Source organism: Moraxella sp. RCAD0137, from assembly GCF_002894025.1.
Taxonomy (GTDB): Bacteria; Pseudomonadota; Gammaproteobacteria; order Pseudomonadales; family Moraxellaceae; genus Moraxella; species Moraxella porci.
Genome location: NZ_LTCC01000001.1, coordinates 469,083 through 495,309 on the forward strand (window position 1 = coordinate 469,083; position 26,227 = coordinate 495,309).

The window sequence follows — 26,227 nt, forward strand, 5'->3', positions numbered from 1 at the left end:
AGCAAAAGACCATTCGGGATTTGACAGCCATCCTCATCGTGGTATAATCGCTCATATCGCTTTATTCGCGCTTGACAGATCAAGCCGACCCAACTAAAAAAAGGATACTCATGCTTCCACCACGCATTAAGAATCGCTATTCTGACCATCCGCAAACCATCATGCGCCCTGTACATTTGCGCTTATCTGAAGAAATCATCAAGCATCTGGAGGTTACCGCCCAAGATCATGGATTTGATCGTATCCAAGGTTTGATTCGTCTGTATATTCGCCAAGGGCTTGACCGCGATAATTCTGATTATACTTTGGCTGATGATGTGCTATTTATCGAAAAACTGCGTAAAAAAGGTGTCAGCCAAAAGATCATCGATGAGGCACTGGCCGATGTGAATCAAAAATGCGATTTGGGCTAATCCGCCCTACTTTATCGCACTAAAAAAACCTGCCGTCATCAAATGCGCAGGTTTTTTTGTGGCTTAAAAAGATTATTTGATACTCGTTGGCGTATCTTCGCCAAAGCTTAGCTTGACGCCTTCACCCAGACCTTTGCCAATTTGCACCCCAAAGCGATCAAAAAATACATTCATTGGATTGACATAGCTATAATCCACCGTCTCAAGCTCCAGCTGTTTTTTTAGTTGGCTGATGCCACCAGTTTTATCCGCCAAGCCCAGCGCCACTGCATCATCTCCTGTCCAAAACAGCCCGCTGAACAGCTGATTTTCATCTGGATTTTTTAGCTTATCGCCACGGCCTTGTTTGACGGCATCGATGAAATTTTGATGGGTATTATCAAGCAATTTTTGAACATGCGCCTCTTCAGCAGCGGTCATTTCACGCGTCACGCTTAAAATATCTTTATACTCGCCAGAGGTCAGCGTGCGATCTTTGACGCCGATTTTATTCATCAACTCCTCGATATTATAGCCAGACATGATCACACCGATTGAGCCAACTAGGCTTGAAGAATTGACCCAGATCTCATCAGCAGCAGAAGCGATGTAGTACGCACCCGACGCGCCCATATCGCCGATGATGGCGTACAGCTTTTTGTCAGGGTGTTCTTGGCGCAGATCCATCGCCATTTGCCAGATCTCATCAGATTGAACTGGGGAGCCACCAGGTGAATTGATGCTTAATACCACAGCCTGTGCTTGTTCATTTTCAAAAGCTTGTACCAATGAATCATTAATATTTTGGGCATTGGTATCGCTATTTGGTGCGATGGCGCCACTGACATTAATCACAGCGATGTGTGGCTCGCTCATGCCAATGCGATCCAGTGAGCTGCCCGTAGTGCCGCTACAGCCGATGCCGATCGCCGTCAAAATGAATAATAAATAACAAAAGGTCAAAAGCTTAAAGAAGATCGACCAACGGCGGCTGGCCTTTTGTTCTTCGATGCTGGCTAACAAAGTCTTTTCAAGCAGACGCCATTCCTCGCCTTGACGAGGTGGTGTCATCGGTGCGCCTGCTGGCAGCTGATCATTGGGTTTGTTGGGATTTGGTGGCCATGCCATGAAATATTACCTTTAAAAGATGATAAAATTAAGATAAAAGTGTTTGACTTAGTATTCTACCTCAAAAGATGGGTAAGCGATAGCACCAAGTGCATCTTAAAGCAGCCACAGTCAAAAAGTCACTCCAATATAATCTGTGAAGCATCTGACAGCTTTGGGTTGAGAGCATCGCTATTGGCGGTACGACTCGTGGATAGCCAGTATCGCTGATGGCTCAAATCATTAGTAATTTTTAGTGACTCGTCGCTTGCGCACATCATCTCCCATAGCTGCCATAACAGTGGCTCACTGCTGGTGTTAAAGATCAGCTGCGTTTTATTTTTGGTATTACTAGACTGCTCCATGATGCCCGGCAGCGCATCCGATGCCATCGACATGCCCATCACAGTCAGCGACTGATCACTCAAAAGCTCAATCTCGCAGTGCTGCACGCGCTCATCATCGATCTCATGCCAGCCTGTCAGCGCGCGCAGCATCAGCCCATCGGCTTGCCAAGTCATGCCCGCTTGACATGGCTCATGCCGCAGTGATGCCAGCGGCTGATGATTGCCAGCTTGCCAGTAGCGATGCACAGGCATTCTTGTAGCCAGCTCAGCGATCATCGGCATAAATATCGCACTGGTGGACTGTACAATAACACCATCCAAACCAGATCGCGCCACACCTTGACGATGCAGCTGATCGATAAGGGTGTTTGAGTGGTTGGCGCGTAGCGATTTGGCACCCAAGTCATTTAATATCAGCCAATGGCGCTTTTTTTGACCATCGGATTGGATCAATAAGAGTTGGCTCGTCTGTTGGCTGTCGGTGGGCAGGTGCATCAATACCAGTGATGGCTGCGAATGATCCGATGCCAAAAATACGATGGCAAGTATTGGCATCAGCATCAGTGATCGCGGCAGCACTTTTGGCAAAATCAGCAGTCCCACCAACAAAAAACACAACAAAAAACCTGCCATGGTAAACGGTGCATACCACCAAGCGCTGATCGCGCCCAGTTGATGGCCAAGACTAAAATTCAGCGCCTCGTGCAGCGCATACAGCAGTGATGATGCCAAAAACCATAAGCCATCGGCCAGCTGGGGCAGCAGCCAAAATAACGATCCTGCCAATAAATTTAGCGGCACAACCACAAAACCAAATAAACCAATGGCAAATAAATTGACCACCAGACCCCAAATGGATATTTTCCCAAACAACAAAATCGACAGCGGCAACATCGCAAAAAACAGCCAAAACTGCAACTTGGCCAACTGCCACGCTGCTTGCGGCCACAATTTAGGCTGCCACAGCACGCTAATATCAGAAGCCAGCTGCGCCTCTGACAACTCATATCGCATCAACACCAGTACCGCAATGAAGGACAGCCAAAACCCTGCCTGCCATAGCACATAAGGATCCAGCCAAATCATCAATAAGGCCACCCAAGACAGCGCTGAGACCATCCCAATCGGCAGCACAAAATAACGAATCAGCCAGGCTGCCATCAAAAGATACACCGTACGCACCGCTGGCACCTCAAATCCTGTAAATAGTGCGTACAGCACGCTTGCTGCAACCATAACCGCCATACGAATTTGCCATCGCGGCAGTGTTTGATAGATATTAAGCGCAAATCGATCCGTAATCCCCGTCACCACGGTGGATAAAATCATCGCCAAAAACAGCACATGCGTCCCAGAGATCGCAAGCAAATGCGAAATACCAGCCAGCTGATACAGATCCTTGGTGCTTTTATCAATCAAAGCACGATCACCCGTCATTAGACTTAAGGTCACAGCATCAGCTTGTGCCTGTGCGTAAGTTTTCGTGCTCCAATTCTGATAAAAATGCGTCCGAAGTCGTTGCCGATACTGCTCAAGCTTTAAGCCAAGCTGCGCTCGTGGTGATTGAGCTGATCTTGGTTTTATCTCGTCTATTGATAATATCTGTGCATTTGCATGAACATGGCGCGTCTTAAGCCATTGATTGGCGTCAAACCCATCGGCACTGACTGTACGATCGATGGGTGTGATCAACAGCTGCATCGATACCGCCATCGCTGGCTTAAGATTGCTTAGCTCATCAAGATTTGTTTTGGTAAAATTCGGGTGCGCGCTCAGCATCACGGTCGCCCCCTCCATCGCCTGATGTGCTGACGAATCTAAAGCGGGCACAGCCATCGCACCATCATTAAATGGGTTAAATACATCCAAAGCCTGCATCTTTGATGCGGATGCAGGCTTGATATGATGGATGGTGGCAACTTGACGATACGCGCTTCCCATCACAGGATCATAGACGCCATCACTGATGGTATCTATGTACGCCGTGGCGCTGATGATATGACGCGATTTGGGCGTGAGTTTTTCATAAGCCACATAGGCGGTCAGTGCTTTTATGATAAATAAACCCAGCATCAGCACGCCAAAGACCAGCTTTGCCGCCCTACGCAGTAGCTTATCAAGTTTCGGCCATAATAACACCGATCCCATCGTCAGCAGCAAAGCAGCTGTCAAGCCAATGCTTAGGCGATCATCACCAAAAATCTGTAGCCAAAACTCATCAAACCAAAAACCCTCAACCGTACCCAGTAGCACCAAAAGCACTGCCGAGATCAACCCAAACAGCCAAATTGCCATCACAGCGCCCTACCAAAGAATCTCACGCATCACTCTGTGTGATCAAAGCCTGAATTAATGGCAGATCCTCTGGATAAGTCAGCTTAATATTCATGCGCGAGGCTGCGATGATATCTACGGCCACACCCATCGCCTCGCATGCAGCCGCCTCATCGGTGATGTGAATGTCATTTGTCATCACATAGTCAAAGGCAGCTTTAAGCGTCTTGATTTGAAATGCCTGTGGTGTCAGCGATTGCCACAGATTCTCACGATCGACAGTGTGACTGATACGGCCATCTTTGGCGTATTTGAGCGTATCGACAACTGCGCTGGCCAAGATGATGGCGCACGCATCGTTAGAGTGGATTTTATCAATGATTTTTTGTAAATCAGATCGTGGCAAACAAGGGCGCGCCGCATCATGGATCAATACCCAATCGTCCGCTTTAGCGCCCAGTTGACAGATGCTGTTGAGACCATTCATCACCGACTGCCAACGCTCAGCACCTCCTATCGCCAAATGTATTGGCAATGAATATGACGCCTCAATATCCACATACGCATCCTTAATCCAAACATCCTGTGCAGAGACCACCAAAGTTAATGCCGAAAGCGCAGGATGGTTGAGTCTCTCGACACTGTGCGCCAAGATGCTTTTATTCAAAATTCTAAGGTACTGCTTGGGCAGATCGCCACCGAATCGAGATCCGGTACCAGCGGCGACGATGAGTGGATAAATCGTACTCATATCAATAAGGTCTTTGGATTAATGATATTAAATGGCTGTCTTTCAAAGAGTGATCGTATCACAATGCATGCAGGCCATCTAAACATGAGTGAAAATAAAATCGCCAAGTTGATCAGCTTGGCGAAGGATGTTGCGTATAAAGCATGAGCCGATAAAAAGCGTGATGTACTGCATTCATTGATAATCAAATGCCATCATCAAAGCTTATTGCGCTTGATCGGTCACAGCAGGCTCTGGCAAGGCATCGACAGCCTCAACATCCGCCTGCACTTCAGGCAGAGGCTGACGAGAGTAAGTGATCGGCGCATTAGACAGCTGTACAAAAGTCTCACCGCGCTTAATCAAACCCAAATCCAATCGTGCATGCTCTTCGATGGCAGACAGTCCAGATTTTAGGTCTTTAACATCCGCCAATAAGATGCTGTTTTTATAGCTTTGCTCTTGATTGAGACGAGTCTGTTCGGCCAGCTGGCTTTTGACTTCAGCCAAATTGGCATGGCCATATTCACCATACCAATATTGATACTGCATCATGGCCAATATCACTGCGGCGATCACAATGGCTAATATATAGCTAAAGTTAGCTCCCCTCAATCGATGTGCATTTTTGATGATTTTCACCGCAGTGTTACCCCGCCTTAACTCATCCATCAGCCACGCAGGCCAATGAACTCTTCGCGACCACGATAAGCCGCGCGTACTTGCTGTTCAATACGCAGCAGCTGGTTGTATTTAGCGACGCGATCAGAGCGGCACAGCGAGCCAGTTTTGATTTGGCCGGCAGCTGTACCAACTGCCAAATCAGCGATGGTTGAATCTTCAGTTTCGCCAGAACGATGGCTGATGACGGTGGCATAGCCGTTTTGTTTGGCCAAATAAATCGCATCCAAAGTTTCGCTCAGCGTACCGATTTGATTGAACTTAATCAAAATGGCGTTGGCAATGTTTTTGTCGATGCCTTCTTGTAGGATTTTTGGATTGGTGACAAATAGGTCATCACCCACAAGCTGCACTTTATTGCCCAACTGCTTGGTCAGATAAGCCCAACCCTCCCAATCACTCTCATCCAGACCATCTTCGATAGAGATGATCGGGTATTGGTTGCAAAGACCGGTCAGATAATCGCTAAATCCTTGACTATCAAAGGCTTTATTGCCTTCGCCCGCTAGGATATATTGACCATTTTTATAAAACTCTGAAGAGGCACAGTCTAGCGCAAGGAAGATGTCTTGGCCTGCTTTATAGCCTGCTTTGTCGATCGCTTGCATGATGACAGTGATGGCTTCTTCGTTTGAGCGTAGATTTGGTGCAAAACCACCCTCATCACCGACTGCGGTGTTTAGACCTTGAGATTTTAGCACTGATTTTAGGCTATGGAAAATCTCAGTACCTGCACGCAGCGCTTCAGAGAATGAATCAAAGCCCACAGGCTCGATCATAAACTCTTGGATATCTACCGTGTTATCAGCGTGCGCACCACCGTTTAGGATGTTCATCATTGGCACAGGCATGGTCAAGCTGGTTTGGCCGCGCAGATTGGCGATGTATTGATGCAGTGGCAGATTTTGAGACAGTGCTGCAGCTTTGGCAGCTGCCAAAGAGACCGCCAACATGGCATTGGCACCCATATTGCCCTTATTTTCAGTGCCATCAAGCTCGATTAAAATCTTATCAATTTCGCTTTGTTGGGTGACATCCTGATCCATCAAAGCGGTGCGAATTTGGCTGTTGGCGTTGGCGACGGCTTTTTTGACGCCTTTACCCAGATAGCGATTGGTATCACCATCGCGCAATTCAAGCGCCTCACGAGAGCCCGTTGATGCGCCACTTGGTGCTGCTGCACGACCGCAGATGCCATTGGCCAAAATCACATCGGCTTCAATGGTTGGGTTGCCGCGCGAATCAAGAATTTCACGGGCGATGATGTCTTTGATTTCTACAACATTTTTGGTATCTTCAGCGTACATAACAGCTCCTATATTTATGTGAATTTAAAATTAAAAAAACTAACTTTCAGTCCATTAAAATCATCCATCAACATGCATAAGCAGTCTTGGATTATTTGGTGTCTAGCACCTCAAAGCCTTTGACAAGATCATCAATTTGCTTTAACTGGGTCAAAAACGGCTCAAGCTGATCCAAACGCAGCGCACAAGGGCCATCGCATTTGGCTTTATCAGGATCAGGGTGTGCCTCCAAGAACAAGCCCGCCAGCCCTGTCGCCATACCCGCCTTAGCAAGCGTGGTGATTTGATGGCGACGACCGCCGGCACTGTCTGAGCGCGCGCCAGGCTCTTGCAGCGCATGTGTCACATCAAAAAACACCGGTACATTCATCGCTTTCATGGTGTCAAAACCCAGCATATCGACGATCAGATTATTATAGCCAAATGCCGATCCGCGCTCACAAAGGATCACTTGGTCATTCCCCGCTTCAAGGCATTTGTTGATAATATGACGCATCTCGTGCGGCGCTAGAAACTGTGCTTTTTTGACATTGATGACTTTACCAGTGCGCGCAATGGCGCTGACCAAGTCAGTTTGACGCGACAAAAACGCAGGCAACTGTAAGACATCAGCGACTTTTGCCACAGGGGCAGCTTGATATGGCTCATGCACATCTGTAATGATGGGTACATTATAAGCTTCTTTGATGTCATTTAGCCAAGTCAAGCCCGTTTCAAGACTTGGGCCACGAAACGAGTACAAGCTTGAGCGGTTCGCCTTATCAAAGCTTGCCTTAAATACATAGCCAATACCCAAACGATTACAAATATCAATATATCGCTCTGCAATCTCAAAAGCCAATTCGCGGCTTTCAAGCACATTCATACCGCCGAACAAGACGAATGGCTTATCATTGGCAATCTCAATCCCAGCAACGCTGACGGTAGATTGAGCAGCTGTCATTGGCTGTGTCATGTCAAAATCCTTAGAATCAAGTAAAGACCATTAAGATGGACTTGCTTATTATACTACCAACCGATCATAAAAACACGCGCATTCACAAAAAAGCACACCAAACGAACATGGCTTGATGTGCTTTGAATGTCAGTCTTTTTTCAAATCAATGGCTGCTTTGATAAAGCTATTAAACAACGGATGACCACCGCGCGGTGAACTGGTAAATTCTGGGTGATACTGCACCGCGACAAACCAAGGATGGCTGTCAATCTCAACCGCCTCCACCAGATGCTGTTTGGCAGAATAGCCTGAGATTTTCATACCAGCATTTTCAAGTGGCTCGACATAGCGATTATTCATCTCATAGCGATGACGATGGCGCTCGGTGATGTTGTTCGCTCCATAGATTTTGGCAAGTTTTGATCCTGCCACCAGTTCAGCTTCTTGAGCGCCAAGACGCATCGTGCCACCCAAGTCTGAATCATCTGAGCGAATTTGCAGCTCGCCTTTTTCGTCAAACCATTCGGTGATCAAGCCAATGATCGGATCAGAAGTTTTGCGGTCAAATTCGGTTGAGTTGGCTTCAAGTCCAAGTACATTACGAGCAAATTCGATCACCGCCAACTGCATGCCCAAACAGATGCCCAAAAACGGCTTACTGTTTTCACGCGCGTATTGGATGGCTTTCATTTTGCCAAGTGTGCCGCGCTCACCAAAACCGCCTGGCACCAAGATGGCATCAGCGCGCGTCAGATCTTCCATCGCTGTGCTGTCTGTCTCCAAGGTCTCGGCATTGATGTATTGGATGCGGACTTTGGTTTTGTTGTGGATGCCAGCGTGCAGTAGTGCTTCATTGACCGATTTATAAGCATCGGGCAACTCGACATATTTACCCACCATCGCCACGACGATTTCGCCTTGAGAGTTAAATAGATCATTGACCACCTGATCCCAATCTGACAGATCGGCTTCAGGGGCTGTAATACCAAAGCGCTCACAAATCAAATCATCCAAATCCTGCTCATAAAAACGGCGTGGGATTTGATAGATGGATTTGGCATCTTCACACAAGATGACGCCACGAGTCTCAACATTGGTAAATAGTGCGATTTTTTGGCGATTATCTTCTGAGATTGGCTGTTCTGAACGGCAAATCAGCACATCAGGCTGTAGGCCAATTGAGCGCAATTCTTTGACCGAATGCTGTGTCGGCTTGGTCTTAGATTCACCTGCTGAGGCAATATAAGGCACCAAAGTCAAGTGCATCAGTAGTGAATTGTTGCGACCAAGCTCCACCTGCATCTGGCGTACCGCTTCCATAAATGGCAAGCTTTCGATATCACCGACTGTACCACCGATTTCGATGATGGCAATGTCATAGCCCTCGCCACTGGCGCGGATCTTATGTTTGATTTCATCGGTGATGTGGGGAATGACTTGTACAGTACCACCAAGATAATCACCACGACGCTCTTTAGCAAGTACGGTTTGATAGATGCGGCCACTGGTGAAATTGTTGGCTTTACTCATCTTAGAGCGACGCAGGAAACGCTCATAATAGCCTAGGTCAAGGTCGGTCTCAGCACCATCTTCAGTGACAAAGACTTCACCATGCTGAAACGGGCTCATCGTGCCAGGATCGACATTGATATAAGGATCCATCTTAGTCATGGTCACTTTTAGACCACGGGCTTCTAAAACAGCTGCAAGAGATGCGGCAGCGATGCCTTTGCCAAGTGATGACACGACGCCGCCGGTTACAAAGATAAATTTAGTCGTCATAAGAATAAATCTGTTGCTGGTAAAATAGAATTTTACTAAAAATTGGTGAAAAAATATAGGGGGCAGGCTAAATTTTTATATAAAAAAGAGCCACACTTGGCGGCTCTTTTTTACCAATTGCAATTATTGCGCTTGGTTTTGAGATAGCGAGCGCACATATGCTGCAAGTAGCATCACGCGTTCATTACCCAATTTGGTTTGCCATTCAGGCATCACACCAGCACGACCATGACGAATCGTCGTCTCGATGGTAGCGCGATCGCCGCCAAACAACCAGATATCATCGGTCAGATTCGGTGCGCCCATGGCGATTTGGCCTTTTGCGTCTGCACCATGGCATAGTGCACAGTTTTGAGGATTCTCAAAAATGGCCTTACCTTGAGCAACTTTGGCTGGATCTAGTTCATAGCCATTTTGGTTGCCAGAAATGCTCAGCACATATTCAGCGGTCGCTTTGACGCCTGCTTCACCGATTTTTGGTTGCCATGCTTCCATCGCACCCACACGGCCATTATGAATGGTCAACAGTACTTGTTCAGCATCGCCACCATACAGCCAATCATTATCCGTCAAATCAGGATAGCCAGTCGCACCTTTGGCGTTTGAACCGTGGCAAAGTGCGCAGTTTTGTAGGAATAGACGGTTACCGATTTTTTGTGCTTCAGGATCGGCAGCCAGCTTATCTACATATGGCGCTAGCAATTTGATTTGATCATTGATCTGCGTTTGTAGTGCAGGATCATCTTCACCTGGCTGGCGGCTGGCTTGTAGCTCATTAAGCTTAGCCAATACAGCTGTGGCTTCTGATGCACCCGCATTTGCCAAGATATTTTGTTCAAAGTTTTCGGTAAACACGCGGTTGTTGGCTTGTAGTTGGCTATTCAGCTCATTGGCTGAAGTCCAAGGTACTTGCTGGCCATCGACCTCTACCGTCGTCACACCTTTCCATGCATTTGGCTGAATCGCTGGGAACAAAATGAAGTAACCCAAGCCCCAAATCAAGGTGCCAAAGAAAATCACCAACCACCATTTTGGCAGTGGTTTGTCATACTCTCGGATGCCATCATATGAGTGGCCTGTGGTTTCATCTTCTTCAAGTACTGGCTTAGATCTCAAGGTCCACACCAATACGCCAAAGATGAATAACCAGCAGCCTAGTGACAAGATGGTAATCCAAGAACTCCAAAAAAAGCTCATTGTGTATCCTTAGTGCGCTGTTTTGATGACAAAGCATTTAGATCTTTGTCATCCAGCGCAAGTTGTGCATCTTCTTCAAAGCGTTTTTTATTTTTGGGTGAATATGCCCACCATGCGATACCGATGAAAGCAATGAATGCCGCCACGGTCGCAATGCTATGTAAAACGCCCCAATTCATTAGCGTTGACCTTGCATGGCGATACCCAGCTGTTGCAGATAAGCAACAAGGGCGTCAAGCTCGGTGGCACCTTGAACTTGGTCAGGTGCAGCTTCAATGTCTGCTTCTGTATAAGGCAAGCCAAAACGATCTTTAAACAGACGCATTTTTTCTTGAACCTTAGCGCCATTAACTTCATTCTTAGCAAGCCAAGGATAAGCAGGCATCACAGATTCAGGCACAACAGAACGCGGATCGATCAAATGATCAATGTGCCATTGGTCAGAATAGCGACCGCCCACACGAGCTAGGTCAGGACCAGTACGCTTCGAACCCCATAGGAATGGGTGATCCCACGCTGATTCTGCCGCACGGCTGTATGGTCCATAGCGTTCAACTTCTGCACGCAGTGGACGAACCATCTGCGTATGGCAAACATGACAGCCTTCACGAATATAAATATCGCGACCTTCTAGCTCAAGTGCAGTCCAAGGACGCATATTTGGCAATGGCTTGTTCACACCGCCTTCTTCTGGCGCTGTGCGATCGAAAATCAATGGCACAATCTCAACCAAAGTCGCAAAGCTGATCGCGATCACGATAAAGATGACAAGCAAGCCGGTGTTTTTTTCAACTAGTTCATGAGTGATTTTAGACATCATTAACCCCTTATGCTTGCACGGTAGCGGTATCGCTGCCAGTGTTCACTTCTTCTGGCTCAGCAATGTGTTCAGGAACGCCAGGCATCTTGATGGTGCGATAGCAGTTATAAGCCATCACAAACATACCTGCCACATACAGCGCGCCACCCAATGCACGAACCACATACGGCCAGTGTGACACCACAACAGTTTGGATAAAGTCATATGCCAAAGTACCATCTGGGTTCGTCGCACGCCACATCATACCTTGGGTAATGCCCGAGATCCATAGCGCAACGATGTACAGTACCGTACCAGTAGTCGCCAACCAAAAATGCAATGTGATCAAGCTGGTTGAATACATTTTGGCTTTATTATAGATGCGTGGCAATAGTACATAGATCGAACCGATGGTGATCATACCTACCCAGCCTAGTGCGCCTGAGTGTACATGGCCAACTGTCCAGTCAGTGTTATGGCTGATGGCGTTGACTGCTTTGATAGATAGCATCGGACCTTCAAAGGTACTCATCGCATAGAATGACAGCGCAACGATCAAGAAGCGAATGATAGGGTCAGTACGCAATTTATCCCAGCTGCCTGATAGAGTAAGCACACCGTTGATCATACCACCCCACGATGGAGCAAATAGGATCAATGAGAACACCATACCTAAAGACTGAGTCCAGTCAGGTAGTGCTGAATAATGTAGATGGTGACCACCTGCCCACATATATGACGCGATCAGTGCCCAGAAGTGAACGATCGATAGACGATATGAATACACTGGACGGCCGACTTGCACAGGAATGAAATAATACATCATACCCAAGAATGCAGCAGTCAAATAAAAACCAACCGCATTATGACCATACCACCATTGAACCATCGCATCAGTCGCACCACCAAATAGTGAGTATGATTTAAGCGCACCAACCGGGATCGCAAAACTGTTCACGATATGTAGCAACGCGATGGTAATGATGAATGCAGCAAAGAACCAGTTTGCTACATAGATGTGTGAAGTTTGGCGCTTGATGATGGTGCCAAAGAAGACGATGGCATAAGCTACCCATACCAAGGCGATAGCGATATCGATTGGCCATTCAAGCTCAGCATACTCTTTAGCTGATGTAAAACCAAGCGGCAATGTAATTACCGCAGCGACAATAACCGCCTGCCATCCCCAGAAAGTAAACCACGCCAAATACGGAGCGAACAATCTGGTTTTACAAGTACGCTGTACGATATAGTAAGATGTTGCAAAAAGTGCCGATCCCCCAAACGCAAAAATCACCGCATTGGTATGTAGCGGTCTTAAGCGTCCAAAAGATAGCCAAGAAGTGTCAAAGTTCAATGCTGGCCATGCCAACTGCGATGCAATGAATACACCGACAGCCATGCCAATGATGCCCCAAACCACAGCCATGATAGTAAAAAATCTCACGATGGTGATTTCATACTCATGATCAACGGATAACGGGGCTACTGCTGATTTATATAGACTCATTGGATATTTTCCTGTGCAGCCCGATTTAGTTAGCGTCGCAGTTTATCAAAATGATTTAAAAACTACGCTTGCTTTGATCTTGTGTGTCTATTGTAACGCAAAGTTAGGCAAATATCATCAAGTCAGGCCAGCAAAAATGAAAAAATCCTTATTTTTTCTATGGAATAAGGGCAAATCACAAAATTTTTTGAGATGTTGCTGCTGTTTTGCTCGCTTGGCTTGTATTGCGCTTGGCTTGCGTCAGACGGCATGGCAATACGCCTCTGCCAAATATATCCCTACTGACAACATGGTATTGCCAGCAGCTTTCACCTTTTATTATACAACACAAATGTAATTTTTGGGTATATTTTGTAAAAATATTGAAATTTTTTGGCAATATTTAATCGGATTCATCATCTTTTTTCAGTTTTTATAAAATTTTGGCTGTTTTTATGTCCCATTTTATGACCAAGTCGTCAAATTTTATCCAAAAATCTTCTGACAAGCCGCTTGCTTTTGCTTTATAATAAAATCCATGCGCCCTCGCGCTATGATCATCAATGCACCACACTGATCAAGTTGATCATTTGTGTTTATATTTTTTTAGTTATTTACAAGGAATCTTTCATGGCAAAATTTTTGAGCCAAGCTTGGTTTGATCAAGTTAATGAATTAAACGCCCAAGCTGGCGATCTGAATCTGCCACCAAATCTTGCTTCGGTCATCCTAAATGCCTCGGTTACTGGTGAACAAGGTGCAAATCTGTACCTAAAAGAAGGCAAGATCCATCAAGGCAACACGCCTGATGCCATCAGTAACGTCGTCATCGACGATGCCACCTTGTCAAATATCATCAGCACAGGCGATGTCAATCAAGCGATCGAAGCCTTTATGATGGGTAAAATTCGCATCGATGGCGATATGACACAGGTGATGGCGCTGCAGTCAGCCAAACCAAGCCAAGAACAAAAAGCCTTATTTAAGCAGATTTTGGCGATCACCGAGTTTTGATCTGGTTTTGATCTAAAATTATCACCATCATACGAGCCGATGGGTGGATAATACTCCGCCCATTTTCTTTGGCTATTAATAATCCGCCCATTTTTTTTGGTCATTGATGCCACCGATTCGTCAATTTTCCACCATTTGTCTTCTTTGATTGATAATTTACAAATTTTCGTACAAAAACCCCACAAAAAATGGTAGTATAATATCAATTTGTCTTATGAAATTTTGTCATCAGCTTTGAACGATTTTTACTAAGCCGCTGATTTCACTTATCATCACCCAGCTGCATCAAGTTATATTCAGCCAGCTACTTTGCCTAAAATGCGATCGATGATCGTGATTTTGATTTATTTAGGAAGAAAGCAGTCACAGCCAAAGATAACTTGCAGCAAGCCAAGGTCACTACCATGTCAGAGCAAGAAAAACCAAAGAAAAAACCGCGTCCTGCGCCTGAGAAAATCATTCCTACCTCCAAAGACATGGATGCCACCAAAAAACGCGTGCATCCTCGTTTCGTTACTGGTAAATACCAAAACATCCGCTTGGTGAGCATGTATGCCATCTTGATTGGCTTTTTGATTTTGCCGTGGCTTAGATGGAATGGTCGTCAGGCGATTTTGTTTGATGTGATTGAGCCGAAGTTTTATATCTTTGGGGCGACTTTTATGCCTCAGGATTTTTATTTCTTTGCCTTTGTATTCATCATCGCAGCGATGATGTTGTTTATGGTGACGGTTTATGCTGGCCGTGTATGGTGCGGTTATGCCTGTCCGCAGACCATCTATGTACACCTGTATCAGCAGATCGAAAAGCTGGTGCTGGGTGAGCGCAATAAGCGCATCAAGTTCGATCGTGAGCCGATGAGCGCTAATAAATTTGCCAAGCTTGCACTGATCCATCTGATCTGGGGCGTGTTCTCGATTGTGACGGCTTTGACCTTTATGTCACTGGTTGTCGGCGTTGACACATTAATCTTGAACGGCAATCCCCTATTCTTTATGGAATGGGGCAAGATGAGCTGGATTTTCTTTTTGATCATCACTTTCGTTACCCACATCAACGCAGGCTACATGCGTGAGCATATGTGCGTGTACATCTGCCCTTATGGCCGTTTCCAGTCGGTGATGTTTGACAAAGACACCTTGATCGTCTCTTATGACTATGAGCGTGGCGAACCGCGTGGTGCGCGCAAAAAAGACAGCCACCCTGAAGGCTATGGCGACTGCGTGGACTGCACCATGTGTGTACAAGTCTGTCCGACCGGTATCGATATCCGCAATGGCTTACAAGTCGAGTGTATCCAGTGCGCTGCCTGTATCGATGCGTGTAATGAGATCATGGATAAGGTCGGCTATCCGCGCGGCTTGATCCGCTACACCACCGAGCGTCAACTGGTCGAAAAACAAAAAACCAAAATCATCGGCTGGCGTATCTTTGCTTATATCGCCGTACTTAGCGTGGCCATCATCGCCGCCGCTCTCATCGCTGTCGGCCGAGCGCCACTTGAGATGGAGATTCGCCATGACCGTAAGCAGCTCTCCAGCATCGGCCGTGATGGCATGGTTGAGAATAGCTATGTGCTAAAAATCGTCAATAAAACGGACGAGCGCCAAGTCTATCAAGTGCGCTTAGATGGCGATAATACCGCTGGCATGACACTGCGTTCACGCTTTAAAGAATTGCCATTACAGGCCAATGAACCTTACGATCTGCCAGTTAGCATCATCGGTGATCCTAATGTCGTGCCCGTGGGCAGCACACCGATCACCATCACGGTATTTAGCAAAGATGGCACTTATAGCGCCTCAGCTCAAGATGTGTTCATTTACACACCAAAAGACGCCAAATAATACCATTTACCAAAAACAGGCTGCATTGTGTTACAATGGAGCCTGTTTTTGAATTTGCTCTTTGGTAATTTGCTTATGCATCACACTTCATCAAATCAACCAAACAACCTTTGGTACAAAAACTACATGGTATTGGTTTTCGTCATCGGTCTGCCTGCCTTGGTGGTAATTGTCTGCTTGTTTTTTATTTATTATTCTATCAAAATACAAGACTCAACCGTCCGCGATGACTGGTACATGGATGGCAAAGCACTGTACCAAGACGCCTCGCGTGATCAGATGACCTACGATCTAGGCATCAGCGGTGTGATGCGATTTGAGCAGCAAGACGACAAAACTCGCCTGCGCTTTGAGTTGAATTATCCTGCCGACAATCTAACAACCCATACTCTAAACGATGGTACGCCTTTGGTCTATCCCAAAACCCTAAGCGCCAAAATCTCGCATGCCACCGACATCTCCAAAGATCGCGATGTCGCTTTGGTGCACCAGTCTGACAATGTGTATTATGGGGAAGTCGTGATGGATCAAAGCCCTGCCAAATATTATGTGCAAATTGAAAATGATGGCGCGCATAATTGGCGTTTGGTGCAGCACGAAACTTTTCCCATCAACAATATCAGCTTTCATCCTCTGACAAGCTTCGATCATACTGGCAATCACCTGCCTGATCAGCGTAATAAACGCGCTGATGTCAGTGACAAAGTCGAGTGAGTTAATTCTCAAAACTCATCTTTCATCCAAACAAAAAAAGATTATGCATGTACATAATCTTTTTTTGTTTGTCGTGTTATTTGTCAGTATGTTTTGCCGCCTGCTCTTCTTCGGCGATGACTTGACGCGCCACATGCAAAATCAGCTGCCGTAGCCAGCGATGTGCTGGATGATGCTGAAGCAGCGGTGACCATGCCATCGTCAGCTCAAATTCGGGAATAAAAAACGGCGGTTCTTTGACGACGATTTGCGGGTTGTTATCCGCCTGTAGTTTTGCCACACGAGTAGGTAGTGTCGCAATCAAATCCTTATTTGCCGCAAGCATCGCAGGCATCTGATAATGACGGGTAAAGACGCTGATTTGGCGTTTTTGACCAAGTCGTTGCAATGCTTGGTCGATAGAGCCTAGCCCGCCTGATTTTTCGGGATTGACCCCAAAGCCGACACCCATTCCCGTCTTTGATACCCAGACATGCTGCGCTTTTAGGTAGTTTTTTAGATTAAAGCGATGGGCATAAGGGCTATCAGCAGACAACAGACAACTGAATGTATCACGCCACACCAAGACCTGATGAAAGCTTTGGGGGATTTCATTAAAGCGGTTAATCGCCAAATCCACCCGTCCTTGTTCCATATCACGATACGACACATCCGATGGTGTCAAAAAGTCCAAAATGACATTGGGTGCTTCTGAACGCAGTGCCTTGACCAGTCGTGGCACAAGCGTCGCTTCGGCATAGTCACTTGTCATGATACGAAACACACGAGAGGTGCTATACGGACGAAACTCGGTGCGAGGCTCAAGTAAAGTCGTGATGTCTGACAGCACTTCTCGCACTCGCGGCTGTAGCTCAAAAGCCCGTTCGGTCGGTGTCATCCCTTCGGACGAACGCACCAACAACGGATCGTTGAGCAGTGAACGCAACCGGCGCAAAATATTACTCATCGCAGGCTGAGTGATGCCCAGCTGTTCAGCAGCACGAGTGACATTTTTTTCTCTGAGTAACACATCTAAATAAAACAGTAAATTGAGATCGACTTTTTGTAAATTCATAAAAACAACCTTGTAAGTATTATGCCATCATCGTAGCGTCATTGTGACTCTGACGGCGTCGGCAAGCCAATCTTTTGCACCGTATCACGCTGTACGCTTAGCACGCCTTTTAGCTGTTGATAAGCACTGATGGTAGCATCTACAGGATGATACATTGGACGAATGGCGATGCCGTTAAAATTCTCATAGCTATAAATCAGCTCATCGCCACGGCGTTTGACCATCTCAAGCACTGACGCCTTGTCCGATGGCTCAAAAAAGATCATCAGATTACCTGTTTCGGCGGCGTTTTGGGTGACTTGTGGGGCATATTTGAGTGCATGATCCGCAGGCAAGCTATGCTTAGGTGCAGTGTTTGGTACGGCGGTGGTCATGCCATCTTTTTTGGTGATAACAAGGCCTTCGGTGCTTTGGCAGGCACTGATAACACTGACAGCCGCTACGATTATTGCTAATTTTTTCATCTGAGTTTCCCCTAAGTATCCAATGATTATCTAATAATCACTTCACAGCCGACAGCGACTTGATCATATAACCAAACCAGCTCTTCATTACGCATACGCACACAGCCATGCGACATCGGCACACCCATCGGCTCTGTATCAGGCGTACCATGAATATAGACATAGCGAGACTTGGTATCGACGCAGATGTCATTAGCATCATAGCCTTTATTAACGCCCTCTTCGCAGCCATCTAGCCATAATATCCGACCCAAAATCCAATCACGCTCAGGGTGCTCACAGGCAAGATTGTCATCATACAGCTCACCGGTGAATCGACGCGCGACAAACACTGCATTATTTGGCAATCCATCACCAAATTTTTCGCTAATCTGATGCTTACCAAGCGGTGTGCAGCCACTGCCTTCAGCTTGCCCTGTGCCGTTTTTGGCAGTTGAAACCAAAAAACTTCGCACCATCTGACCATCACGCATCAAGTACAGCGCCTGTGTCTGAGTGTCGATGTGCAGTTGAATTGTCATGCCGCCCCCTTACAGATAGCATGCGTAGATCGTATAGATGACATGTTAAGAAATAATCATCATTTTCAAAATTGATAGTATAGCAAAGCTTTGGGTATTTTGGTGATATTTCTATAAAACTTGTCCTAAAATTTGTCATTTTTTAAGAAAATCTCACTAAAAATTCCCACATCGCTTGCCAAAATGTTATAATCAGCCATGACCTTATTTCTTTTTGTGATAAATCAAGGATTATGCAATGAGTAATGCAACCATTTTACAAAATTTGCCAACTGGCAAAAAAGTTGGTATCGCTTTTTCTGGCGGTTTGGACACTTCTGCAGCACTGCTTTGGATGAAGCAAAAAGGTGCTGAACCTTATGCTTATACTGCCAACCTTGGTCAGCCTGATGAAGATGATTATAACGCCATCCCTGCTAAGGCTGAACAATACGGCGCGATCAAGGCGCGTTTGGTGGATTGCCGCCTACAGCTTGCCCAAGAAGGTATCGCCGCCATTCAGTGCGGTGCATTTCATGTGACAACAGGCGGTATGCCATACTTTAACACCACACCACTCGGCCGTGCGGTGACTGGCACGATGCTGGTGTCAGCGATGCGTGAAGATGATGTCAATATCTGGGGCGATGGCTCAACTTATAAGGGCAATGATATTGAGCGTTTTTATCGCTATGGCCTACTTGCCAATCCTGAACTAAAAATCTATAAACCATGGCTTGACCAAACTTTCATCGATGAGCTTGGCGGTCGTGCTGAGATGAGCCAATTTTTGATTGATAATGGCTTTGATTATAAGATGAGCAAAGAAAAAGCCTACTCAACTGACTCAAATATGCTTGGTGCAACGCATGAAGCCAAAGACCTAGAATATCTAGATGCCAGCCATAAAATCGTCGAGCCTATCATGGGCGTACGCTACTGGGATGAGACAGTTGAAGTCAAAGCCGAAACCGTCAGCGTCACTTTCGAAGAAGGTGTACCTGTCGCCATCAATGGTGAGAAATTTGACAGCCCAGTCGATCTAATCCTAAAAGCCAACGAAATCGGTGGTCGCCACGGTCTTGGCATGACTGACCAAATCGAAAACCGCATCATCGAAGCCAAATCTCGTGGCATCTATGAAGCACCAGGCATGGCGCTACTTCACATCACCTATGAGCGTCTGGTGACTGGTATCCACAACGAAGACACCATCGAGCAATACCGCATCAATGGTCTGCGTCTGGGTCGCCTACTGTATCAAGGTCGCTGGTTCGACTCACAAGCACTGATGCTGCGTGAGACCGCTCAGCGTTGGGTTGCCAAAGCCATCACAGGCACAGTCACTGTTGAGCTACGCCGTGGCAATGACTACAGCATCCTAAATACCGAATCACCAAACCTAACCTACGAAGCGGATCGTCTATCGATGGAAAAAGTCGAAGATGCAGCATTCACACCGCTAGATCGTATCGGTCAGCTAACCATGCGTAACCTAGACATCGCCGACACTCGCCAAAAGCTGGGTCTGTATGTCCAATCAGGTCTGCTTGGCCTAGGCGGTGGTAATGCCGTACCACAGCTTGAAAACAAAGGTAAATAAGGTAATTAGGGCAAATCAGCCTAGTATAAACCTATCAAATTCCCAATCGTTATCGGTTGGGAATTTTTTTTGGCAAAGCATCACTGATGCCAAAAGCGCCTTTATTCAGCAAATTTATCCTGCAAACACCTTGACAAAAGCGCCCCATGCTAGAATAATGACAAGATATTGATTTTCAGCCATTTCATTGAGAAATATTGTATAATTTATCAATCATTACTCAATAGATCATCAGCCAAGCGAGCCTTTTATGACCACCACTCTGACCCTAATCCAACCTGACGACTGGCATATCCATCTGCGTGATGGCGATGCTCTAGCCACCACCGTACCACACGCCGCTAGTAGCTTTAACCGTGTGATTTGTATGCCAAATCTCGTACCACCAGTCAAAACCACAGAACAAGCCATGGCTTACCGTGAGCGTATCTTGGATGCACTGATGGCAAGCGATTTGGCTCAAGCTCGTAAAGATGCCTTTGACCCACGCATGGTATTGTACCTGACCGATCACACCACCAGTGATGACATCCGTGCAGCAGTCGCATCAGGCGTCGTGTCAGCGGTCAAGCTATACCCAGCAGGTGCAACCACCAACTCAGCCGATGGCGTGACCGACATCAAAGGTCGTTACAGCATCTTTGAGACCATGCAAGAGATTGGCTTGCCGCTACTGGTGCATGGCGAAGTCACTCACAGTGAGATTGATATTTTTGATCGCGAAAAACGATTCTTAGACGATGTACTAAGCGATATCATCACACATTTCCCAACGCTAAAAGTCGTCTGTGAACATATCACCACCGCTGATGCTGCTGACTTTGTACTTGCTCAAGCTGATAATGTCGCTGCTACCATTACGCCACAACATCTACTATTTAACCGCAATCATCTACTGGTCGGTGGTGTCAAGCCGCATTATTACTGCTTGCCAATCCTAAAACGCCAAAGCCATCAACAGCGTCTGCTTGAAGTTGCCACTAGCGGCAATCCGAAGTTTTTCTTGGGCACAGATTCTGCACCACACGCGACGCACACCAAAGAGTCTGCTTGTGGTTGTGCTGGCTGTTATAGCGCGGTACACGCCCTACCTTTGTATACCGCCGCCTTTGAACAGATGAATGCACTAGATAAGCTTGAAAACTTCGCATCGGTATATGGTGCCAATTTTTATGGCCTGCCTGTCAACACCAGCACCATCACGCTCATCAAGCAAGCCCAAACCGTCCCATCGCATTATGACTATTTGGGTGACAAGACCTTGACGCCACTACTGGCAGGTACGGATATCGACTGGCAAGTGGTGCGCTGATGAGTGAAGTTGTAACACCAACGATTGCCAATCGTTTTCGTGGATTTTTGCCTGTGGTGGTCGATGTTGAGACCGCAGGGTTTAATGCCGCCACCGATGCACTACTTGAAATTGCTTGCGTGCCGATTTTGATGGATGAGCACGGCAAACTCTACCAAGGCGAAGCACTCAATGCACATATTGAGCCTTTTGCAGGGGCAAATCTTGAGCCTGCCGCGCTCAAATTTACTGGCATTAATCCTGATAGCCCATTTCGCAAAGCCATCAGCAAAGACGAGAAAGTCGCCTTGCGTCGTATTTTTAAGCAACTAAAAGCACTCAAAAAAGAACATGGCTGTCGTCAGTGCATCCTTGTTGGGCATAATGCACATTTTGATTTGGGATTTTTGAATGCGGCGATCGCCCGCACCAATAGCAAAAATCACTCGCCTTTTCATGCCTTTAGCGTGCTAGATACCGCAAGCTTTGCCGCTCTTGCCTATGGACATACGGTGCTGGCTCGCACTTGCATCATGGCAGGGATTGAGTTTGATAATTCACACGCCCATTCTGCCTTGTACGACACCCAAAAAACCGCCGAACTGTTTTGCCATATCGTCAATCACACGCCGCTACTATCGCCAGTCGCTTGTGATGATACATCGACTGATGATAATGGTGTAGAGTGTTGATTTTAAATAGTTTAATGAATAAATTGGAGTAAAAAATATGCCATCTTTTGATATCGTTTCTGAATTAAATGTTCAAGAAGTCCGCAACGCCATCGGCAATGCTGACAAAGAAATCGCCACTCGCTTTGACTTTAAAGGCAGCGACATCAGCATTGAGCTGAACGAAAAAGCCAAAACCATCACCATCACCACGGATAATGAGCTACAAGCGGACAACGTCTATGCCATCTTGGAAAAACAGCTGATCAAACGCGGCGTTGACTTACAGTCGCTTGACCCACAAGACAAGGCTCAATCAGGCAAACACACCAAGCAAGTCATCAACCTAAAAGACGGTCTGGATGCCGACAGTGCTAAAAAAATCGCCAAAGCACTCAAAGAATCCGACCTAAAAGTCGCCGCCAGCATCCAAGGCGACAAAGTGCGTGTCAGCGACAAGAAAAAGGACAATCTACAAACAGCAATGGCATTCTTGAAAGAAAAATCGTTTGGTGTACCGCTTCAATTTAATAATTTTAAAGATTGATCGATACCAAATCATCAAACCGTTCGTTCTTGGCTTGTAAGCCCCATCATAGAACGAACGGTTTTTTGTTTTACAAAGATACATCAATAACTTGGACTGATTACAATGGATGGTTTTTTTCAATTTAAAATCCTTATAAATCAATTGCTTATAAAAATATTGTCTATTTTGGCAAAATTATTAGAAAAAATGCTTGACCACCATCAAAACTGTGCTATAATGTGCGCACTTTCGGAACAACGGTGAAAGCGCCGAAAGTTGGTAAAGCAAACTGATTCAGATTGACTTTACAACCTAGTGTCCCATTCGTCTAGAGGCCTAGGACACCGCCCTTTCACGGCGGTAACAGGGGTTCGAATCCCCTATGGGATGCCAATATTCTAAAACACGCTTGAGCGATTTGCTTAAGCGTGTTTTTCTTTGTGGGGGGCTTATATGGCTAGGTGTATGATGTGCGCCCCATGCGCTACGCAGACGCCAAGTTTATAGGAGTAAAACTAATTAACAGCCCTGTTTTTAGAATACAGGCTATTTCATAAATTAAATACACCTTGTGCAAAACCTTATTATTTGGATTAATGCAAATAAAATCATATAGAATTTTTCCCAACGCTTCAAAATCCTTAAAAAAAATCAATTCATCTTCGTAATCACCGACCAATACATCCAGTTGTTTATTGATTTCAGCAAATACTCCTGTTTTCAATAAAGAATCAAATTCAGATTCTTCAATAATCATTTCAAGCAAATCTCCACTCTCGCAAACATCGTAATTTAATCTATTTAAAGCATCCATAGATACAGGTATGGAAATTTTTCTTATTTTAGCCATATTTAATTATCCGCTCACCTTGAAATAAGTAACTTCATGATACTCAGGTTTTGTTTCGCCAGTACGTAGGGTACGCACGGCGCACCATCAAACCATTCAATCAATAGTGCGTGGTACGCACCCTGCTGGACTCAATTTGTTTTAAGTCTGATGTCGTAGGTATGGTTATCACATCACTTGGTGTATATCTATTTCCGTTCAAATCCTGCAAAAATCCACAGGTTCTGCACTCATAAACAAGTGATTTTTCTTTAACCACAATCAGTCCACCTGCACCACAATTGGCGCAATCAAAGTCTATTTCCACAAAAAATAACTCTTCTAAACAATCTCTAAATAACACGGCTAATGATTCAGTGCATGTCTTAAATTTCAAGAAATTTTTCAGTCCATACATAAGATTTGCATGATTGGTACAGGAAACGGGATAATCCAAAACGCTCAAATCTTTAAATCGAAAAATATCATAAACTTCATCAAAAATTGTATCCGCCAATTCAGCTTGATGGCTGTTAATCCATTCTGTCAAACGCTCGGCAATTATTTGATTGCTGGCATTGTTTTGAATTAGCAATTCTACACATTGTATAAGACTGCTAATCAGCATCTTTTTAACCTGTTTGCGAGCTTGATATTTTTTTATCATAAACTTCTCTTACAAATGCATAGGATATGCACTCTACACCATACACCATTTATCCAAAATATCTTTTTAAAAGCGTGACATCCGCTCAATACACTTTTATCGATATTATAAGCGGTATCACCAAGTTTGCCTATAGTGCGGTGGCAGTTTCGCTCAAATCCTCGTAACGGGCTGTCTTGAGAAGTTCTTAATATGGGTAATCTGTTGACAAGTCATTACTTGTCAGATCGCCCACAAAAAAAGCCCTGCCATCGCAGAGCTTTTAAGTCACTAAAAGGCTTATAAAAAGTTGGTCAATAGCAAGAATGAGATGGCACTGATCGCTGCCGCCGCAGGCAATGTAATCACCCACGCCAGACCGATCGGCTTCATCAATCTCCAGTTGGTGTTCTTATTCACCATACCAATACCCAATACTGCACCCACTAGGATGTGAGTACTCGATACAGGAATGCCCAAACTTGATGCACCCATCACGACCGCAGCAGCAGCCAATTCTGCTGCAAATCCTGAGGCAGGATGCATCTCGGTCAGATTGGTACCGACGGTTTGGATCACTTCTTTGCCAATAAACCACAAGCCCACGATCAATGCGACACCAAAAGTAATCATCACAGGGCCTGGAACAGTTGCTTTAGCTTCGATGGCATTGTTTTTGATCACATCCATGATGGCAACGAACGGGCCAACCGCATTGGCGATGTCATTCGAGCCGTGACTAAACGCGAACGCACACGCGGTAAATACCTGCATCCAGCTGAACATGACGAAGGTTGCCTTGCCCAAATCCTCTTTATGCTTGCCGCGAATGGTTTTGGTGTAAATAAAGGCCGTCAGCCATACCATCGCACCCAGCATACCCATCACAAGTCCTGCCTGCAGTGTCGATAGCTCAAGACCAGTATTAGACAGACCCTTAAAGACCACCATTGCGGTCATGATCACGGCACCGAGCGCTGCAATCAAAGGCACCCAAGTTTTAAGGGCTTTTAGTGTGTCCAGATTCTCGCGCTTACGCTCAAGCTCAAACAATGAACGATAATATTCTGTCTCCAAATCTTCACGCTGGCAGTCGCTGTCCTGATACACCTCTTGGTCGCGCAGCATGGCGTTGGTATATGGCAGCTTCTCATGCTCTGAAAGCGTGTCGAAATATTCTTTTTGTTGGCGCTTAAGGCTTTTCTTTTGGGCTTTGATGGCCTTGACTTCGATCTCGGCTTTATCATTATAAGCCAAGATGTTTTTCTTAATGATGCTATATAAAATATACGACAACAAGCCACCCAGTACTGGTGATAGTACCCACGACATAGCAATGTCACGGATCTTCGACCAACGCACCGTCTCAAATGCCAACTCAGTACCGCCAATGCTGATGCCAAGCACGATCGAGCTGCCGACGATACCACCAATGATGGCATGCGTCGTCGATACTGGCAAACCGCGCTTGGTGGCGAACAATAGCCAAAAAGCCGCAGCAATCAATGCTGACAGCATCAGATAAATGAATTGATTGGGTGTCACGCCCAATCCGCTGATATCAACGATGCCACTGCGAATCGTGTCGGTCACTGCCGCACCTGCCAGCACCGCGCCTGATACCTCAAAAATCGCAGCAACTGCCAACGCTTGCGTTACTGTCAAAGTACCAGCACCAACAGAGGTACCAAAAGAGTTGGCAACATCGTTACCACCGATGTTGAACGCCATAAAAATACCAAAGAAACTTGCCACCATGAATAGCATCACTTGTTGATGCATGGTGTAGTTCAGGCCCCATTGGATAAAATAAATGCTCATACCTGCCAACAACAAACCAAAAAACACATTGGCTGCCATTGGCGTGCTTTGCTTCGCTGAATTTACCATAAATCCGCCAAAATATACAAAAAAACCACCATCCAGAGCGCTTTCTCCCTAAGGTGGCCGTCTAACGATTTGATCTGTGCAGATTATAAATTTACAATATGACAGTTTGATGACATTTTAACACAGTTAAGCA

The 26,227-nt window shown here is 45.9% G+C and carries 26 protein-coding genes and 1 tRNA gene; 10 read left to right on the plus strand and 17 right to left on the minus strand.

Annotation, left to right across the window (positions count from 1 at the left end):
* Positions 1-110: 110 nt before the first annotated feature.
* The gene (locus AZ602_RS02110; RefSeq protein ID WP_078316781.1) at positions 111-413 is read left to right on the plus strand and encodes a CopG family transcriptional regulator; all 303 of its coding nucleotides are present in this window, start codon (positions 111-113) and stop codon (positions 411-413) included.
* Between the two features lie 72 nt (positions 414-485).
* Here AZ602_RS02110 and sppA read toward each other — a convergent pair whose 3' ends face one another.
* The 11 genes from sppA to ccoN all read right to left on the minus strand — a co-directional run bounded on the left by sppA (position 486) and on the right by ccoN (position 13,063).
* Positions 486-1,520 carry a signal peptide peptidase SppA gene (gene sppA / locus AZ602_RS02115; RefSeq protein ID WP_103033466.1) on the minus strand — a complete coding sequence of 345 codons (1,035 nt, stop codon included), beginning with the start codon at positions 1,518-1,520 and terminating at the stop codon, positions 486-488.
* A 119-nt stretch (positions 1,521-1,639) separates the two neighbouring features.
* A complete protein-coding gene (locus AZ602_RS02120) occupies positions 1,640-4,141 on the minus strand; it encodes a ComEC/Rec2 family competence protein (RefSeq protein WP_103033467.1) in 2,502 nt (833 codons plus the stop codon).
* Positions 4,142-4,163: 22 nt separating this feature from the next.
* Complete coding sequence (ispD, locus tag AZ602_RS02125) at positions 4,164-4,871, minus strand: 2-C-methyl-D-erythritol 4-phosphate cytidylyltransferase (RefSeq protein ID WP_103033468.1); 708 nt, start codon at positions 4,869-4,871, stop codon at positions 4,164-4,166.
* A 204-nt stretch (positions 4,872-5,075) separates the two neighbouring features.
* On the minus strand, positions 5,076-5,405 hold the full coding sequence (locus AZ602_RS02130) for a septum formation initiator family protein (protein ID WP_227525140.1): 330 nt from the start codon (positions 5,403-5,405) through the stop codon (positions 5,076-5,078).
* Between the two features lie 116 nt (positions 5,406-5,521).
* Positions 5,522-6,838: a phosphopyruvate hydratase gene (gene eno, locus AZ602_RS02135; protein WP_103033469.1), complete on the minus strand. Its 1,317-nt coding sequence runs from the start codon at positions 6,836-6,838 to the stop codon at positions 5,522-5,524.
* 91 nt (positions 6,839-6,929) lie between these two features.
* The gene (gene kdsA, locus AZ602_RS02140; RefSeq protein WP_199174073.1) at positions 6,930-7,781 is read right to left on the minus strand and encodes a 3-deoxy-8-phosphooctulonate synthase; all 852 of its coding nucleotides are present in this window, start codon (positions 7,779-7,781) and stop codon (positions 6,930-6,932) included.
* 141 nt (positions 7,782-7,922) lie between these two features.
* Entirely contained in the window at positions 7,923-9,557 is a 1,635-nt protein-coding gene (locus tag AZ602_RS02145) for a CTP synthase (RefSeq protein WP_103033470.1), read from the minus strand.
* Between the two features lie 123 nt (positions 9,558-9,680).
* On the minus strand, positions 9,681-10,754 hold the full coding sequence (ccoP, locus tag AZ602_RS02150; protein WP_103033471.1) for a cytochrome-c oxidase, cbb3-type subunit III: 1,074 nt from the start codon (positions 10,752-10,754) through the stop codon (positions 9,681-9,683).
* Positions 10,751-10,933: a cbb3-type cytochrome c oxidase subunit 3 gene (locus AZ602_RS02155; protein ID WP_103033472.1), complete on the minus strand. Its 183-nt coding sequence runs from the start codon at positions 10,931-10,933 to the stop codon at positions 10,751-10,753. Before AZ602_RS02155 ends, ccoP begins: the two co-directional genes overlap by 4 nt.
* Complete coding sequence (gene ccoO / locus AZ602_RS02160) at positions 10,933-11,562, minus strand: cytochrome-c oxidase, cbb3-type subunit II (protein WP_304442087.1); 630 nt, start codon at positions 11,560-11,562, stop codon at positions 10,933-10,935. The genes AZ602_RS02155 and ccoO overlap by 1 nt, the downstream gene beginning before the upstream one ends.
* Positions 11,563-11,581: 19 nt before the next feature.
* Positions 11,582-13,063: a cytochrome-c oxidase, cbb3-type subunit I gene (gene ccoN, locus AZ602_RS02165; protein WP_103033474.1), complete on the minus strand. Its 1,482-nt coding sequence runs from the start codon at positions 13,061-13,063 to the stop codon at positions 11,582-11,584.
* A gap of 13 nt (positions 13,064-13,076) precedes the next feature.
* Here ccoN and AZ602_RS10115 point away from each other — a divergent pair, with 13 nt between their 5' ends.
* From AZ602_RS10115 to AZ602_RS02180, 4 genes are all read left to right on the plus strand, one after another.
* Positions 13,077-13,400, plus strand: coding sequence for a hypothetical protein (locus AZ602_RS10115; RefSeq protein WP_199174075.1), 324 nt, complete (start codon positions 13,077-13,079; stop codon positions 13,398-13,400).
* 272 nt (positions 13,401-13,672) lie between these two features.
* Positions 13,673-14,056, plus strand: coding sequence for an SCP2 sterol-binding domain-containing protein (locus AZ602_RS02170; RefSeq protein WP_103033475.1), 384 nt, complete (start codon positions 13,673-13,675; stop codon positions 14,054-14,056).
* A 404-nt stretch (positions 14,057-14,460) separates the two neighbouring features.
* Positions 14,461-15,903, plus strand: coding sequence for a cytochrome c oxidase accessory protein CcoG (gene ccoG / locus AZ602_RS02175; RefSeq protein WP_103033552.1), 1,443 nt, complete (start codon positions 14,461-14,463; stop codon positions 15,901-15,903).
* Positions 15,904-16,029: 126 nt separating this feature from the next.
* A complete protein-coding gene (locus tag AZ602_RS02180) occupies positions 16,030-16,617 on the plus strand; it encodes a FixH family protein (protein ID WP_369803845.1) in 588 nt (195 codons plus the stop codon).
* Between the two features lie 76 nt (positions 16,618-16,693).
* Here the strand turns inward: AZ602_RS02180 and AZ602_RS02185 are convergent, their stop codons facing one another.
* The 3 genes from AZ602_RS02185 to AZ602_RS02195 are packed head-to-tail and all read right to left on the minus strand — an operon-like array spanning position 16,694 to position 18,656.
* Entirely contained in the window at positions 16,694-17,671 is a 978-nt protein-coding gene (locus AZ602_RS02185) for a LysR family transcriptional regulator (RefSeq protein WP_078316766.1), read from the minus strand.
* 38 nt (positions 17,672-17,709) lie between these two features.
* Positions 17,710-18,135, minus strand: coding sequence for a hypothetical protein (locus tag AZ602_RS02190; RefSeq protein WP_103033476.1), 426 nt, complete (start codon positions 18,133-18,135; stop codon positions 17,710-17,712).
* Between the two features lie 26 nt (positions 18,136-18,161).
* Positions 18,162-18,656, minus strand: a complete 495-nt coding sequence (locus AZ602_RS02195; protein ID WP_103033477.1) for a L,D-transpeptidase — start codon at positions 18,654-18,656, stop codon at positions 18,162-18,164.
* A gap of 238 nt (positions 18,657-18,894) precedes the next feature.
* Between AZ602_RS02195 and argG the strand changes: the two genes are divergently transcribed.
* The 5 genes from argG to AZ602_RS02220 all read left to right on the plus strand — a co-directional run bounded on the left by argG (position 18,895) and on the right by AZ602_RS02220 (position 23,122).
* Positions 18,895-20,238 (plus strand): argininosuccinate synthase, encoded by a 1,344-nt coding sequence (gene argG, locus AZ602_RS02200; RefSeq protein ID WP_078316763.1) that lies wholly within the window; start codon positions 18,895-18,897, stop codon positions 20,236-20,238.
* Between the two features lie 250 nt (positions 20,239-20,488).
* The gene (pyrC, locus tag AZ602_RS02205) at positions 20,489-21,550 is read left to right on the plus strand and encodes a dihydroorotase (RefSeq protein ID WP_103033478.1); all 1,062 of its coding nucleotides are present in this window, start codon (positions 20,489-20,491) and stop codon (positions 21,548-21,550) included.
* Positions 21,550-22,221: a ribonuclease T gene (gene rnt, locus AZ602_RS02210; protein WP_103033479.1), complete on the plus strand. Its 672-nt coding sequence runs from the start codon at positions 21,550-21,552 to the stop codon at positions 22,219-22,221. The genes pyrC and rnt overlap by 1 nt, the downstream gene beginning before the upstream one ends.
* Before the next feature lie 37 nt (positions 22,222-22,258).
* Positions 22,259-22,747 (plus strand): YajQ family cyclic di-GMP-binding protein, encoded by a 489-nt coding sequence (locus AZ602_RS02215; RefSeq protein WP_103033480.1) that lies wholly within the window; start codon positions 22,259-22,261, stop codon positions 22,745-22,747.
* Between the two features lie 299 nt (positions 22,748-23,046).
* Positions 23,047-23,122: transfer RNA gene (locus AZ602_RS02220), tRNA-Glu, on the plus strand.
* A 91-nt stretch (positions 23,123-23,213) separates the two neighbouring features.
* On the opposite strand, the gene AZ602_RS02225 is transcribed toward AZ602_RS02220, so the two are convergent.
* The 3 genes from AZ602_RS02225 to AZ602_RS02235 all read right to left on the minus strand — a co-directional run bounded on the left by AZ602_RS02225 (position 23,214) and on the right by AZ602_RS02235 (position 26,094).
* Positions 23,214-23,579, minus strand: a complete 366-nt coding sequence (locus AZ602_RS02225) for a hypothetical protein (RefSeq protein ID WP_078316759.1) — start codon at positions 23,577-23,579, stop codon at positions 23,214-23,216.
* Between the two features lie 100 nt (positions 23,580-23,679).
* Positions 23,680-24,225, minus strand: coding sequence for a hypothetical protein (locus tag AZ602_RS02230; protein WP_227525141.1), 546 nt, complete (start codon positions 24,223-24,225; stop codon positions 23,680-23,682).
* 279 nt (positions 24,226-24,504) lie between these two features.
* Positions 24,505-26,094, minus strand: coding sequence for an inorganic phosphate transporter (locus AZ602_RS02235; protein WP_078316758.1), 1,590 nt, complete (start codon positions 26,092-26,094; stop codon positions 24,505-24,507).
* Positions 26,095-26,227: the final 133 nt, after the last annotated feature.

Excerpts from the sequence above, each read along its gene's own strand:
- AZ602_RS02110 (WP_078316781.1), top strand. The coding sequence starts at position 111 with ATGCTTCCACCACGCATTAAGAATCGCTATTCTGACCATCCGCAAACC.
- sppA (WP_103033466.1), bottom strand. The coding sequence starts at position 1,520 with ATGGCATGGCCACCAAATCCCAACAAACCCAATGATCAGCTGCCAGCA.
- AZ602_RS02120 (WP_103033467.1), bottom strand. The coding sequence starts at position 4,141 with ATGGCAATTTGGCTGTTTGGGTTGATCTCGGCAGTGCTTTTGGTGCTA.
- ispD (WP_103033468.1), bottom strand. The coding sequence starts at position 4,871 with ATGAGTACGATTTATCCACTCATCGTCGCCGCTGGTACCGGATCTCGA.
- AZ602_RS02130 (WP_227525140.1), bottom strand. The coding sequence starts at position 5,405 with ATGATGCAGTATCAATATTGGTATGGTGAATATGGCCATGCCAATTTG.
- eno (WP_103033469.1), bottom strand. The coding sequence starts at position 6,838 with ATGTACGCTGAAGATACCAAAAATGTTGTAGAAATCAAAGACATCATC.
- kdsA (WP_199174073.1), bottom strand. The coding sequence starts at position 7,781 with ATGACAGCTGCTCAATCTACCGTCAGCGTTGCTGGGATTGAGATTGCC.
- AZ602_RS02145 (WP_103033470.1), bottom strand. The coding sequence starts at position 9,557 with ATGACGACTAAATTTATCTTTGTAACCGGCGGCGTCGTGTCATCACTT.
- ccoP (WP_103033471.1), bottom strand. The coding sequence starts at position 10,754 with ATGAGCTTTTTTTGGAGTTCTTGGATTACCATCTTGTCACTAGGCTGC.
- AZ602_RS02155 (WP_103033472.1), bottom strand. The coding sequence starts at position 10,933 with ATGAATTGGGGCGTTTTACATAGCATTGCGACCGTGGCGGCATTCATT.
- ccoN (WP_103033474.1), bottom strand. The coding sequence starts at position 13,063 with ATGAGTCTATATAAATCAGCAGTAGCCCCGTTATCCGTTGATCATGAG.
- AZ602_RS02170 (WP_103033475.1), top strand. The coding sequence starts at position 13,673 with ATGGCAAAATTTTTGAGCCAAGCTTGGTTTGATCAAGTTAATGAATTA.
- ccoG (WP_103033552.1), top strand. The coding sequence starts at position 14,461 with ATGTCAGAGCAAGAAAAACCAAAGAAAAAACCGCGTCCTGCGCCTGAG.
- AZ602_RS02180 (WP_369803845.1), top strand. The coding sequence starts at position 16,030 with ATGGTATTGGTTTTCGTCATCGGTCTGCCTGCCTTGGTGGTAATTGTC.
- AZ602_RS02185 (WP_078316766.1), bottom strand. The coding sequence starts at position 17,671 with ATGAATTTACAAAAAGTCGATCTCAATTTACTGTTTTATTTAGATGTG.
- AZ602_RS02190 (WP_103033476.1), bottom strand. The coding sequence starts at position 18,135 with ATGAAAAAATTAGCAATAATCGTAGCGGCTGTCAGTGTTATCAGTGCC.
- AZ602_RS02195 (WP_103033477.1), bottom strand. The coding sequence starts at position 18,656 with ATGACAATTCAACTGCACATCGACACTCAGACACAGGCGCTGTACTTG.
- argG (WP_078316763.1), top strand. The coding sequence starts at position 18,895 with ATGAGTAATGCAACCATTTTACAAAATTTGCCAACTGGCAAAAAAGTT.
- pyrC (WP_103033478.1), top strand. The coding sequence starts at position 20,489 with ATGACCACCACTCTGACCCTAATCCAACCTGACGACTGGCATATCCAT.
- rnt (WP_103033479.1), top strand. The coding sequence starts at position 21,550 with ATGAGTGAAGTTGTAACACCAACGATTGCCAATCGTTTTCGTGGATTT.
- AZ602_RS02215 (WP_103033480.1), top strand. The coding sequence starts at position 22,259 with ATGCCATCTTTTGATATCGTTTCTGAATTAAATGTTCAAGAAGTCCGC.
- AZ602_RS02225 (WP_078316759.1), bottom strand. The coding sequence starts at position 23,579 with ATGGCTAAAATAAGAAAAATTTCCATACCTGTATCTATGGATGCTTTA.
- AZ602_RS02230 (WP_227525141.1), bottom strand. The coding sequence starts at position 24,225 with ATGATAAAAAAATATCAAGCTCGCAAACAGGTTAAAAAGATGCTGATT.
- AZ602_RS02235 (WP_078316758.1), bottom strand. The coding sequence starts at position 26,094 with ATGGTAAATTCAGCGAAGCAAAGCACGCCAATGGCAGCCAATGTGTTT.